We start from the raw sequence: 12,769 nt of genomic DNA on the forward strand, positions 1-12,769 counted from the left end.
CTCGACTTGCATGTATTAGGCACGCCGCCAGCGTTCGTCCTGAGCCAGGATCAAACTCTCCGATAGAAGTTTGACTTGCTCATTTGTGTAAGAACCATGTTCTTACGTTGTAAATCTTTTAGAATTAACGTTGACGTTTTGTCTTGTTCAGTTTTCAAGGTTCAATACTTTGTTGTCTTAAGCGACCTATATAATGTAACATCTTAATAAGTTACCTGTCAACAACTTTTTAAAACTTTATTTCATGGCTTTTTTGCCAACGAGATTTATTATACATAGGTTTATTCTTCTTCACAAGAGGTAATTCAAAACTTATTCTAAGTTTTTATCTAAAAGCTTGTAATAATAATGGAATAACCCAACGAAATAGCATAGATAGGGAGATATTTAATTTCATTGGGTCTCCGGAAAATGACTTTGCTAAATACTTATAACTTCTTTGATATGGAGATCTCTTCTTTTCTGTAAATCTAGTATTTCATTTGTTTGATCTAGTTTTAATAGGGGTCTTGTTAACATGTCTCTGTTAGTAAAAATGATTTCTCCTGTTTCTCCATTTGAAACTTTAACCTTTGCTCTCGGGGAAAGATTTGCTACCAATTCTAGTAGTGTTTCTACCACTTTAATATCCAGCTTACCAAAATAATCTTCTTTTATTTTTTCTAAAACTATAAAAGGAGTCTGACTACTACGATATAATCTTTCTGAAGTCATGGCATGATACATATCTGCAATAGCAATAATTTGTGAATGAATATGGACTCGATTTTTGCTTTCACCCGAAGGATAGCCACTTCCGTCAAGACGTTCATGATGCTGGAAAATAGCAAGCTTCATATCAGATTTTAATAGTGGGATATCCTTTACCATTTTATAGCTTAAAGCTGTATGTTGTTTGACTTCATTAAATTCTTCCTCGGTTAAAGCTGCTTGTTTCGTTATTATAGAGGATCTCACTTTAGCCATACCACAATCTGCCAGCATACCTGCTAATGCGATTTGATTTATATTTCCTCTCTCATATCCTAATTTCTTAGCGATCATAGCACTTATCAGTCCTACTGAAAGAGAATGATGATAAATATATTCTTCTTTATTGGAGTACAAATGAATATTGTAAAGATGGATTTGATTTTCTTCGAAAATGTTTAACAAAGGGAGAATAATGTTTCTTATTGTCGTAATATTGATTCCGGAACCAGATTGCCAATTTTGAAATTCCTTTTTTAATTGTTGAACACCGCTTAAATAAAGAGGGAGGAATGGATCTTTTTCTATCGTTCTTTCCGATTTTTTTTCTTTATTCGTATCTAGTTTAAGATTAGGCTGGAGGGGATCCCCGTTCGCTTTTGTATTTCCCACATCTACTTCATGAATAAAAAAAGATTTCAGAACTTCAATATGTAACGATGAAATGACAGTGTTCCTTGGAATAATAGGATGACTAGTCATCCCCATAATATCCTCTTCTAAAATACAACCTTCTTCAAGATCTTCCACTCTGACTTTCACAACATTCACCTCATCAAATGGTCTCTAATAATATTTTTCTTTATTTTACCAAATAAACATGAGAGGTTCGGTATGTTTTTTTAATAATACAAAAAAAGGTGACTCGATGTACATGACGTTCAAAAAAATGAATACGTCAGTACTTCGGATCACCTTTCTTAATTATCTACTCCTCAGTAGGAGTTTCTTGAAGGTCAACGTCTATTTCTTCGCCTTCTTCTCCTTCATTACTTTCTTCTTCCTTTGCTACTTTTGCTACTGTTGCTACGAATCCTTCCTCATCAAGACGGATTAGTTTAACCCCTTGCGTATTACGTCCTGTTGTGGAGATATCTTTAACATCCATGCGAATCATAACTCCGTGAGCTGTGATCAGCATGATATCCTCTTCTCCTGTTACAGATTTAACGGCTACTAGCTCTCCATTTTTTTCTGTAATATTACATGTCTTTAATCCTTTTCCCCCACGAGTTTGGACTCTGTACTCCCCTGCAGGAGTACGTTTTCCATATCCATTTCTCGTTACAACTAACACGTCTTCTTGATTTTCAAGAATTTCCATTCCAACCACTTCATCTTCTGAGGTTAAGTTGATTCCCTTAACCCCTGTGGCAGTACGTCCCATAGAACGGACATCTACTTCAGGGAATCGGATTAACAATCCTTTTTTCGTACCAATAATGATATTTTTAGAACCATCTGTCAGCCTTACAGATATCAGCTCGTCATTTTCCCTTAAGTTAATGGCGATCAATCCGTTTGTACGAATGTTAGCATAGTCCGAAACTGGAGTTCGTTTTGAAATCCCCTGTCTTGTCGTAAAGAATAAGAACCAATCATCTACAAACTCTTCAATACGGATCATTGCATTGATTTCTTCATCCTGATCGATCCCTAAAAGGTTAATGATTGGAATTCCCTTCGCTGTTCTGCTTAGCTCAGGGATTTCATATCCTTTTGCTCTATAAGCTTTCCCTTTGTTAGTGAAGAAAAGGATCGTATCATGAGTCGAAGTTGTTAGGAGATGCTCAACAAAGTCGTTCTCATTCGTTCCCATTCCTTGTATCCCTCTACCACCTCGTTTTTGGCTGCGGTAAGTGGATACTGGAAGTCGTTTAATATATCCGTTGTGGGTTAAGGTTACGATGATATTTTCCCGAGGAATTAAATCTTCATCTTCAATTTGCTCAATTCCTCCAGAAACGATTTCCGTACGGCGTTTATCGTTAAAACGCTCTTTTAATTCCAATAACTCTTGGCGGATGATTTCTAACACTTTTTCCTCATCAGCAAGAATGGCTTTCAATTCTCCAATAAGCTTCACCAAATCCTGATACTCGTTTTCAATCTTGTCACGCTCAAGTCCTGTAAGACGTTGCAGACGCATATCAAGAATGGCTTGTGCTTGTTTCTCAGATAAAGAGAATTGTTCCATTAGTCCTGCTCTTGCAATGTCTGTTGTTTCTGAACCTCGAATTAAGGCAATGATTTCATCTATATGATCTAAGGCAATTCGTAAACCTTCTAAAATATGAGCTCTTGCTTCAGCTTTTCTGAGTTCAAATTCAGTTCTTCTACGGATAACTACTTGTTGATGGTCTAAGTAATGTTTAAGGCATTGTTTTAAATTTAAGACCTTTGGCTGACCATCTACAAGGGCTAATAGGTTGATTCCGAAGCTTGATTGTAAGGCGGTTTGCTTATAAAGATTATTCATTAGTACTTCTGCATTAGCATCTCTTCTTACTTCAATAACGATTCGCATTCCATTACGGTCAGATTCATCACGTAGGTCTGTAATTCCATCGATCTTTTTATCTCTAACTAAGTCAGCGATCTTTTCAATAAGCTTTGCTTTGTTCACTTGATATGGGATTTCATTAACAATAATCGTTTCTTTGCCATTCGCTTTTTGTTGGATATCAACGCGCGCCCGCATTGTTATGGAACCTCTACCGGTTTCATATGCTCTACGGATTCCACTTCTTCCTACAATCATTCCTGCCGTTGGAAAGTCAGGGCCTGGAATATAATCCATTAATTCTTGGATTGTAATATCAGCATCCTTACTTAAAGCAAGGAGACCGTCAATAACTTCTCCTAACTGATGGGGAGGAATATTTGTGGCCATTCCAACTGCGATTCCAGAAGAACCGTTTACTAATAAGTTAGGAAATCTGGAAGGAAGAACAATAGGTTCTCGTTCTGAGCCATCATAGTTATCTCTATAGTCAATGGTATCCTTGTTAATATCACGAATAAGCTCCATGGATATTTTCGACATACGCGCCTCTGTATAACGCATGGCTGCTGCTGCGTCTCCATCCACAGATCCAAAGTTTCCATGTCCATCTACTAACATATAACGGTAGTTGAAATCTTGCGCCATACGTACCATGGTGTCATATACAGCAGAGTCACCGTGAGGGTGATACTTACCAATAACCTCACCAACGATACGTGCAGATTTCTTATATGCTTTATCCGCTGTCATTCCTAGATCATTCATTGCGTATAGAATGCGGCGATGAACTGGCTTTAATCCGTCTCTAACATCCGGTAATGCACGAGAGACAATAACGCTCATGGCATAATCTAAGAAGGACGTACGCATTTCTTGGCTAATATTAATCTCTTTTATTCTAGAATTTGGCGTCTCTGCCATAGTAAAAGGAACCTCCTTTTAGAAAGGGTTAACCTTTCTTCGCTTTCCCTGATCTTTTATAGGGGAATAATTCAAATAGTTAAAAGATGGGCTGATCCAAATACAAAGGATCAGGACAACAGCTTTCAAAAAAGAATTATTTATTTATAAAACTTTTGATAAGAATTAAACATCCAAATTTTTCACATACATGGCATTGGATTCGATGAAATTTCTACGAGGCTCTACTTTGTCACCCATTAAAATCTCAAATGTTTCGTCCGCTTCAATCGCATCCTCAAGACTTACTTGTAGAAGTGTCCGGTATTCTGGGTCCATTGTTGTTTCCCAAAGCTGTTCTGCATTCATTTCACCTAAACCTTTGTAACGTTGAATACCAGGCTTTGGTTGAGCCGGTAATTGTGACAGAGTTTCTTCCAGCTGTCTATCATTATAGACGTATTCAACCTTTTTCCCTTGTTGAATCTTATATAGAGGAGGTTGAGCGATATAGATATAACCTGCTTCAATAATTTGTCTCATATAGCGATAAAAGAACGTTAATAGCAATGTTCTAATATGGGCTCCATCAACATCGGCATCGGTCATAATGACAACCTTGTGATACCTTGCCTTAGATATATCAAAATCTTCCCCAATTCCTGTTCCAAGAGCAGTAATGATCATTCTAATTTCATTGTTAGATAGAATCTTATCTAAACGTGCCTTCTCTACGTTAATAATCTTTCCTCTCATTGGAAGAATCGCTTGGAAGTGACGATCACGTCCCTGCTTAGCTGATCCACCTGCAGAATCACCCTCTACGATATAAAGTTCGCTGATTTCAGGATTTCGTGATGAACAGTCAGCTAGTTTCCCTGGTAAGCTAGAAACTTCTAAGGCACTTTTTCTTCGGGTTAATTCTCTTGCTTTTTTTGCAGCCAGACGCGCCCTTGCTGCCATGAGTCCTTTTTCGACAATCTTTCTTGCTACTACTGGGTTCTCAAGAAGGAAAGTTTCAAAGTGCTCGGAGAATAGAGCATCTGTTACTGTTCTTGCTTCAGAGTTACCTAGTTTTGTTTTTGTTTGACCTTCAAACTGTGGATCAGGATGCTTAACAGATATAATAGCCGTTAATCCTTCCCGTACATCTTCTCCTGAAAGGTTTGAATCACTTTCTTTGTAGATATTATTTTTACGAGCATAATCATTTATCACTCGGGTTAAAGCTGTTTTAAATCCAGATTCATGTGTTCCACCTTCATAGGTGTGAATATTGTTGGCGAAAGAGTAAATATTACTTGCAAAGCCATCATTGTATTGCAGGGAAATTTCAATTGAGATTTCCTCTCTTTCCCCTTCAATATAAATCGGTTCCTCATGAATCACTTCTTTTGAACGATTTAAATGCTCAACATATGACTTAATACCACCTTCATAGTGGTATTCATTACGTTTATCCTCTTCTCGTTTATCTTCAATAGTGATTTTAAGACCACGATTTAAAAACGCTAATTCCCTAATACGATTAGCAAGAATATCATAATCGTATTCTGTGGTTTCTGAAAAAATCTCAGCGTCTGGTTTGAAGTGAATGATGGTTCCCGTTTTATCTGTTTCTCCTTCAATTCTTAAATCAAAACTAGGAACTCCTCTTTCAAACTTCTGGTAGTGAATCTTCCCATCACGATGGACAAATACTTCAAGTTCCGTGGAAAGTGCGTTCACTACGGATGCCCCTACACCGTGGAGACCACCAGAAACTTTATAGCCGCCACCACCGAATTTACCTCCAGCATGGAGAACGGTCATAATGACTTCCACCGCAGGTCGTCCCATTTTTTCATGAGTACCTACCGGAATACCACGACCATTATCCATAACGGTTATACTATTGTCTTTTTCAATGATGACATTGATTTCGGTACAATAGCCGGCTAGCGCTTCATCAATACTATTATCGACAATTTCCCAAACTAAATGGTGCAGCCCTCTTGAACTGGTTGAACCAATGTACATTCCGGGTCTTTTCCTAACGGCTTCAAGACCTTCTAAAACCTGAATCTGATTTTCATCGTAAGATTGACCTTGAGCTTGTTTTTGCTCCATAGCCATACCATTTCACCTACTCTTTCTAATACATAGGATGCCTACAGAACGTAGGTCAGGGGCTGTCCCAAAAGGAGCGGTAATCACTATATTCGCTATATATAGGAGATCCTTCAAAGGCTTCTTCTATATATTGAATGCTGTAATTCCAGTCACCTAGGTTAGGGTCTGCCTCTTCCTTCATTGGTCTTTTTCGGCGTTCCTTACTCTATGTTTCTTCCTATCTCTGGTTGCTTTCCTTTTATTTTCAAACTAGTTGTTTAAAACATTTTCTTGAGCGCTCCAACGTTTTGATCGTTTCTTTAATGTGTTAGAGGCTAGTGGAGAAAGATATAAATGATTGACGGTTACAACCAATGATTTATAAGAACCTTTTGCTAAATTGCTAATCTGATTTTCTTTTTTCTTTAAGAAATCCTGTAATTCGCTTGAGAACTGCACAGTGTCTTTATCAATGATTGCCACAATTTCATCCGTTCTGACCATGACATCTTCACCGACATGAATGTACACGAAACCACCTCACTTTAATCGATTCATCGTCCCCGCTTCCACAACATATGTAGAGGCTTCGTTTAGTGTCTGATGGTCAATACCATCTACACTTGTGGTCGTTACAAAGGTTTGTACTTTTCCTTGTATAGTGTTCAGTAAATGTGACTGACGGTAATCATCCAGTTCTGATAGAACATCGTCCAATAGAAGAATCGGATATTCTTTTATTTCGGAGTGTATTAGTTCTATTTCTGCTAATTTTATGGAGAGGGCAGTCGTTCTTTGCTGACCTTGAGAACCAAACGTCTGAACATCTCGATCATTGACGATAAATTGAAGATCATCACGATGAGGGCCAATCAACGTTACGCCTCGTTCAATCTCCCGTTCTCGAACTTTTTGAAATTTATTTTCAAATACTTCTATCATTTTCGACCAATCTTGGTCTTCTGATACGTCAATAGACGGTTTATATACAATTTTTAAGGTTTCTAGATTTCTGGAAATGCCAGAATGGATTGGTTTAGCCCAATCCTCTAGTAGAGTAACAAATTCATAACGTTTTTTGACGATTTTTGTTGCCATTTCTATAAACTGTTCTGTTAACACATCCAGCATCGTTTGATCTGTCTGTTTCTTTAACTGCAACATCTTTAAATAATGGTTTCTTTGCTGAAGAATCTTTTTGTATACACCAATGTCATGTAAATACACAGGAGACACCTGTCCTATTTCCATATCAATAAAACGACGCCTTACTTGAGGGCTCCCTTTTACTAAATGAAGATCTTCAGGCGCAAACATAACAACGTTCATATTACCAACGTATTGGCTTAATTTTTTCTGTTCGAGATGATTATATTTAGCTTTTTTTCCTTTTTTCGAAATCACTAATTCTAACGGGACACTTCCGTTGTATTTTTGAATCTTCCCTTTTATTTTAGCATATTCCTCATCCCAACGTATTAAATCTTTGTCATTTGATGTACGATGAGAATTTGCCATTGCCAAAACATAGATAGATTCCATAATATTGGTTTTTCCTTGGGCGTTTTCTCCAAGAATGACGTTAACTTTGTTTTCAAATTGAATATCAAGTGAGCTGTAATTACGATAATTGGTTAATTGAATATGATCAATGTACATAGAAAGAACATCCTTTATTGTTCATCAGAAATAAAAAAAGCGGAAGCGCCTTGTGTATAGGATGAAAGGCTAAGTTCTCCACGTCCTGTGGACCTCGGACAAGCATAAGACGAGTCACCTAGGAAGGGTGCCTTTTCCTAGGTGCCTTGGCTTATGACTCGAAGGACTAGGCGCTGGAGCTGGACAATGATAATCCTTTTTATCCATAAACACTCCTAATTTTTAACATTCTTCTCTCACAACAAAAATCCCTATTTCGGGAATTTCGATTTTATCACCTACGGTTAACTTTCTGCCTCTTCTTTGATCTTGTTCACCGTTCACATATACTGTGTATTCACTTAAAAACCATTTAGCCATACCACCTGATTGAATGACTTCCGCTAATTTCAAAAATTGACCAAGCGTGATTTTTTCCGTCTCTATTGTCACGATCTTTTCCATCTCAACTCACTACTTTCCGTTTTTTGTCTCTAATTATTTATTCTACTAAAGTTTATTTATTTATACAAAGAGAGAAATGCAAAAGTATTTTGGCTGTTGTCATAAGGAAAGCGGAAGCGTCTTGAACAGCTCCGATAAGCATAAGATGAGTCACCTAGAAAGGGTGATTTTTCCCTTTCTAGGTGACTTGGATTATGACATGAAGGCCTAGGCGCTGGAGCTAGACAATGTCAAACTTTTTATATCCATAAACACTCCTAATTTTTATACATTCTTATCTAATAAAAAAGAAGAAGACTGACCCTATTCCGAGAGGTCAGTCTTATATTTTTCTAATACGTTCTTACAGGCAGGATTAATTGTAAAATTGACTCGTCATGGAGTGGGCGAATTACAAATGGCCTCATAGCTCCTGTGAAATTAATATGGATTTCTGTTCCTTCTAATGCTTTTAAAGCATCCATCATATATTTTGCACTGAAGGATATCTTAAGTTCCTCACCGTTGATAGATTCACTTTTTAATTGCTCTATAACTTTACCTATTTCCGGAGAATTGGAAGAAACCTCAATCATTCCCTCTTCAATTGTAGAAAGTTTTACAACATTGTTTCGACCCTCTCGAGCTAATAAAGAAGCACGATCAATGGCTTGTAAAAATTCTTTAGACATAAGCGTAAGCTCTGTTTTACTATCCGATGGGATTAAACGGCTAGTGTCAGGATAATTCCCTTCTAGTAATCGAGAAAAGAATAATAGGTGTTTAGCTTTGAATAATATTTGATTTTCTGTAATGACAATTTCGACTAACTCTGTTGTATCATCTAGGATTTTGCTTAATTCACTTAAACTCTTGCCTGGAATAACAACATTGTATTCACCACTATGTCCACTTTCTATCGGAGCTTTTCTCATCGCTAGTCGATGACTATCTGTTGCAATACAGGATAAGTCACCGTTTTCCACTTTCCAGTTTACACCTGTCAAGATAGGGCGTGTTTCTGAGGTGGACACTGCAAAAACAGTTTGTCTAATCATTGTTTTTAATAAGTCTGTAGGTAATTTAAATGCATTTCCCTCTTCAATTTGAGGTAAATGTGGATATTCTTCTGCATCTAAACCATTTAAATTAAATTCTGCCTTACCTGATCGAATAACAGTTTGAAAATGATTTCCCACTTCTAATTCTACTGTATCCATTGGGAGTTTCTTAACGATTTCACTAAAAAACTTAGCTTGAAGAACAATTCCACCTGGTTGCATTACTTCCACAATTTCCGTTCCTTCTTCTTCAACAGGAATGAAAGATTCAATCGATATATCTGAATCACTTCCTGTTAATGTTACTCCCTCATTTGTAGCAATGATCTTAATTCCCGTTAAGATCGGGATAGTTGTTCTAGAAGTAACGGCTTTCATTACGTCTTGAACACTTTCAACAAGACGGTCCCTTTGAATGACAAATTTCATAAATGATTCCTCCATTTTAGTCATAATTTATTTGTTAACGACATATAATAATATGTTTTAAAAAAATAGTAATAATAGTAATAGGGCTTGTGGATATGTGGATAAGCTGTTCAAAAGAATGGAAACACAGCCTATCCACATGTGGACAGACTGTGTGCAAGCTATGTTCAGTTATTAACAGTAATAAGAATACCTGTTTATATTTAAAGTTAAAAGTAAAAACTTCAATAGTGTTTTCGGATCATATCTTTCAAACTGTACATGGATGAAATTTTCATAGAAAATGGCGATAGTTGTCAGTGTTTATCCATTCGCTAATCTTTCTATGGATCAATTTTTTAATTGCTCACGGATTTCTTTAATCTGATGTGGCAAATGTGGATCCGTTTGAATCATTTTTGAAATTTTCTCATGGGCGTGAATGACGGTTGTATGATCTCTGCCACCAAATTCTTCTCCGATTTTAGGTAATGAAAAGTCGGTCATTTCCCTTGATAAGTACATGGCGATTTGCCTAGGATATGCAATGGACTTCGTTCTTTTCTTTGCTTTAAAATCCTCAAGCTTTACATTAAAATGTTCTCCTACCACTCTTTGAATATCGTGGATTGTAATGACTTTCGGTTTTGAGCTCGGAATAATATCTTTTAAGGCTTCAGCTGCTAAATCTGCATTAATGTCTTTATTGATTAAAGAAGAGTATGCAACAACTCGGATTAAAGCTCCTTCAAGTTCACGAATATTTGAGTCAATTTGATTTGCGATATACAGCATCGCTTCATTTGGGATATCGAGCCCTTCCGCTTTCGCCTTTTTTCGCAAAATAGCAATTCTCGTTTCTAAATCAGGCGGAGTAATATCTGTTATTAAGCCCCACTCAAAGCGAGATCGCAGACGATCCTCTAATGTTGGGATTTCTTTTGGCGGACGATCACTTGATATAACAATTTGTTTACTTTCTTCATGCAATGTATTAAAAGTATGGAAAAATTCCTCTTGAGTTTGTTCTTTCCCGGCTAGAAATTGAATATCATCGATTAATAGTACATCAACATTTCGATATTTATTGCGAAAATCTACTGCTTTATTATCTCGAATAGAGTTAATGAACTCATTGGTGAATTTTTCTGATGATAAATAAACAACCTTTGCTGCAGGGTTGTGTTCAATGACGTAATGACCAATTGCGTGCATAAGGTGGGTTTTTCCTAACCCTACTCCTCCATAAATAAATAACGGATTGTAGGCTTTAGCAGGCGCTTCGGCAACAGCCAATGATGCAGCATGTGCGAATCGGTTGCCAGAACCGATGACAAATGTATCAAACATATACTTTGGATTAAGCATATTTTGTTGAAGTTCATGGGTTTCATCTTCTCTACCAGTATTTTTTGCCGGTAATGGAATATCAAACTCTTCTGGCTCTTGATTTTGAGGAATAATAAATTTAACTGTAAGTTCTTCTCCGGTAATTTCATAGAGTACACCTGAGATAAGTTGAGAGTATCTTCCTTCTAGCCAGTCTCTAGCAAACTCATTTGGAGCGGTAATTATAAGGGTATCCCCTTGTATGGAGTGGGCTTTAGTCGACTTTAACCATGTTTCAAAACTAGGTTTACTAATTTTTTGCTCGATGTTTGACAAGGCTTTACTCCATAAATCTCCGATATTCTCCAATCAATCTCCCTCCTTTTCTTTAGGATTTCGTGACCTTAGTACTAGTGATAAATCCCGTATATTGCTTCTCTTTTATAAAAATACAAGATTATGAATGTGGAAAAATATATAATAAGGAAAAGACTCGGTTTTCGACAATTTCCACTGTTTGTGGACAACCTTTTACATAGGCTTTGAATAAGTTATTAACACACTATCCACAATTTGTGGATAAACTGATTTATTCACAATAACTGTCAAGAGTGAAAACACAATAATCATATCAGAATATCCTTGTAGTTGCAATGGCTTTTCGCTCTTATCCACAAGTTAAAGGGGATGTGGAAATTATTTTTCCACAGCTTATTTATATGTGAAAAAGTTGTCAATATGTGTTGTGGATAATCTTTGGCGTTGTCGAAATATATCCACAGGGTATAGGGAAGAGTAAAATTTTAAATATTCCATGTAGATCCTTGAGGTAGGTTCATTCCCTCTTTCTGAAAGAGAGTATTGACATTTGGGGGCCACCCTCTTTATAATTGAAAAGAATGTCTTTAAACTTGTAATTTATCCATTCCTCAGGGAGGTGTCATATATGAAAAGAACATTTCAACCAAATAATCGTAAAAGAAGTAAGGTACACGGATTCCGTGCACGCATGAGCTCAGCTAATGGACGTAAAGTTCTAGCTCGTCGTCGTCGTAAAGGAAGAAAAGTATTATCTGCTTAGGCCACTGAAATGAATCAGTGGTCTTTTTTCTCATTAATAGATACGAGAGTGAAATTTCAAATGAATTGTTTAGTGAATCTTCAGTGGTGTTGAGCTCTAGCATCTAAACAAGGGATTCCGTTTTTCTAAAAAAATAGCAGGTGTGTTAAATGCGAAAAGATCAAAGAGTAAAGAAAAATAGTGAGTTTCAAGATATTTTCCAAAAAGGGACTTCGTTTGCCAATCGGCAATTTGTTGTCTATAAATTAAAGAAGCCGCAGCAAATCGACTTCAGGATTGGATTATCTGTAAGTAAAAAGATAGGGAATGCTGTCAAAAGAAATCAGATTAAACGTTATGTAAGACAAGTATTTCTCGAATTAAAAGATGAAGTGAAAAAAGAGTATGATTATGTCATCATCGCCAGAAAACCGGCGGCCGAAATGAATTTCCATGAAGTGAAAAAAAGCTTATTACATGTATTTAAACGTGGAAGTGTTTTAAAAATGAAATCTAATGGTGAAAATGTCAAAAAGGGGTAGATTTTGTTTTCCATTAAAGACAGTTTTCGGAAGCAAAACC

General features: G+C 36.6%; 10 protein-coding genes and 1 rRNA gene. 2 read left to right on the top strand and 9 right to left on the bottom strand.

Annotated elements, in window-relative coordinates:
* The 9 genes from JOC86_RS07805 to dnaA form a co-directional block, all read right to left on the bottom strand.
* Positions 1–66, bottom strand: a 16S ribosomal RNA gene (locus JOC86_RS07805); the annotation flags it as partial.
* 354 nt (positions 67–420) lie between these two features.
* On the bottom strand, positions 421–1,512 hold the full coding sequence (locus JOC86_RS07810) for an HD domain-containing phosphohydrolase (protein WP_205170264.1): 1,092 nt from the start codon (positions 1,510–1,512) through the stop codon (positions 421–423).
* A gap of 166 nt (positions 1,513–1,678) precedes the next feature.
* Positions 1,679–4,177, bottom strand: coding sequence for a DNA gyrase subunit A (gene gyrA, locus JOC86_RS07815; RefSeq protein ID WP_205170266.1), 2,499 nt, complete (start codon positions 4,175–4,177; stop codon positions 1,679–1,681).
* 165 nt (positions 4,178–4,342) lie between these two features.
* On the bottom strand, positions 4,343–6,265 hold the full coding sequence (gene gyrB / locus JOC86_RS07820; protein ID WP_205173446.1) for a DNA topoisomerase (ATP-hydrolyzing) subunit B: 1,923 nt from the start codon (positions 6,263–6,265) through the stop codon (positions 4,343–4,345).
* Between the two features lie 252 nt (positions 6,266–6,517).
* A complete protein-coding gene (gene remB / locus JOC86_RS07825) occupies positions 6,518–6,778 on the bottom strand; it encodes an extracellular matrix regulator RemB (protein ID WP_205170268.1) in 261 nt (86 codons plus the stop codon).
* Between the two features lie 9 nt (positions 6,779–6,787).
* A complete protein-coding gene (recF, locus tag JOC86_RS07830; RefSeq protein ID WP_205170270.1) occupies positions 6,788–7,906 on the bottom strand; it encodes a DNA replication/repair protein RecF in 1,119 nt (372 codons plus the stop codon).
* 222 nt (positions 7,907–8,128) lie between these two features.
* Positions 8,129–8,350 (bottom strand): S4 domain-containing protein YaaA, encoded by a 222-nt coding sequence (yaaA, locus tag JOC86_RS07835; protein WP_205170272.1) that lies wholly within the window; start codon positions 8,348–8,350, stop codon positions 8,129–8,131.
* 332 nt (positions 8,351–8,682) lie between these two features.
* Complete coding sequence (gene dnaN, locus JOC86_RS07840; protein WP_205170274.1) at positions 8,683–9,819, bottom strand: DNA polymerase III subunit beta; 1,137 nt, start codon at positions 9,817–9,819, stop codon at positions 8,683–8,685.
* A 330-nt stretch (positions 9,820–10,149) separates the two neighbouring features.
* Entirely contained in the window at positions 10,150–11,496 is a 1,347-nt protein-coding gene (gene dnaA / locus JOC86_RS07845) for a chromosomal replication initiator protein DnaA (protein WP_205170276.1), read from the bottom strand.
* A gap of 577 nt (positions 11,497–12,073) precedes the next feature.
* Here dnaA and rpmH point away from each other — a divergent pair.
* On the top strand, positions 12,074–12,208 hold the full coding sequence (rpmH, locus tag JOC86_RS07850) for a 50S ribosomal protein L34 (protein WP_205170279.1): 135 nt from the start codon (positions 12,074–12,076) through the stop codon (positions 12,206–12,208).
* Between the two features lie 149 nt (positions 12,209–12,357).
* Positions 12,358–12,729, top strand: a complete 372-nt coding sequence (rnpA, locus tag JOC86_RS07855; RefSeq protein WP_205170282.1) for a ribonuclease P protein component — start codon at positions 12,358–12,360, stop codon at positions 12,727–12,729.
* The last annotated feature ends 40 nt before the right edge of the window (positions 12,730–12,769 follow it).

Source organism: Rossellomorea pakistanensis, assembly GCF_016908495.1.
GTDB classification, from domain to species: Bacteria; Bacillota; Bacilli; order Bacillales; family Bacillaceae_B; genus Rossellomorea; species Rossellomorea pakistanensis.

Bases quoted from the DNA above. Each gene is read 5' to 3' on its own strand.
- rnpA (WP_205170282.1), top strand. From the start codon at position 12,358: ATGCGAAAAGATCAAAGAGTAAAGAAAAATAGTGAGTTTCAAGATATT.
- rpmH (WP_205170279.1), top strand. From the start codon at position 12,074: ATGAAAAGAACATTTCAACCAAATAATCGTAAAAGAAGTAAGGTACAC.
- yaaA (WP_205170272.1), bottom strand. From the start codon at position 8,350: ATGGAAAAGATCGTGACAATAGAGACGGAAAAAATCACGCTTGGTCAA.
- gyrA (WP_205170266.1), bottom strand. From the start codon at position 4,177: ATGGCAGAGACGCCAAATTCTAGAATAAAAGAGATTAATATTAGCCAA.
- recF (WP_205170270.1), bottom strand. From the start codon at position 7,906: ATGTACATTGATCATATTCAATTAACCAATTATCGTAATTACAGCTCA.
- gyrB (WP_205173446.1), bottom strand. From the start codon at position 6,265: ATGGAGCAAAAACAAGCTCAAGGTCAATCTTACGATGAAAATCAGATT.
- dnaN (WP_205170274.1), bottom strand. From the start codon at position 9,819: ATGAAATTTGTCATTCAAAGGGACCGTCTTGTTGAAAGTGTTCAAGAC.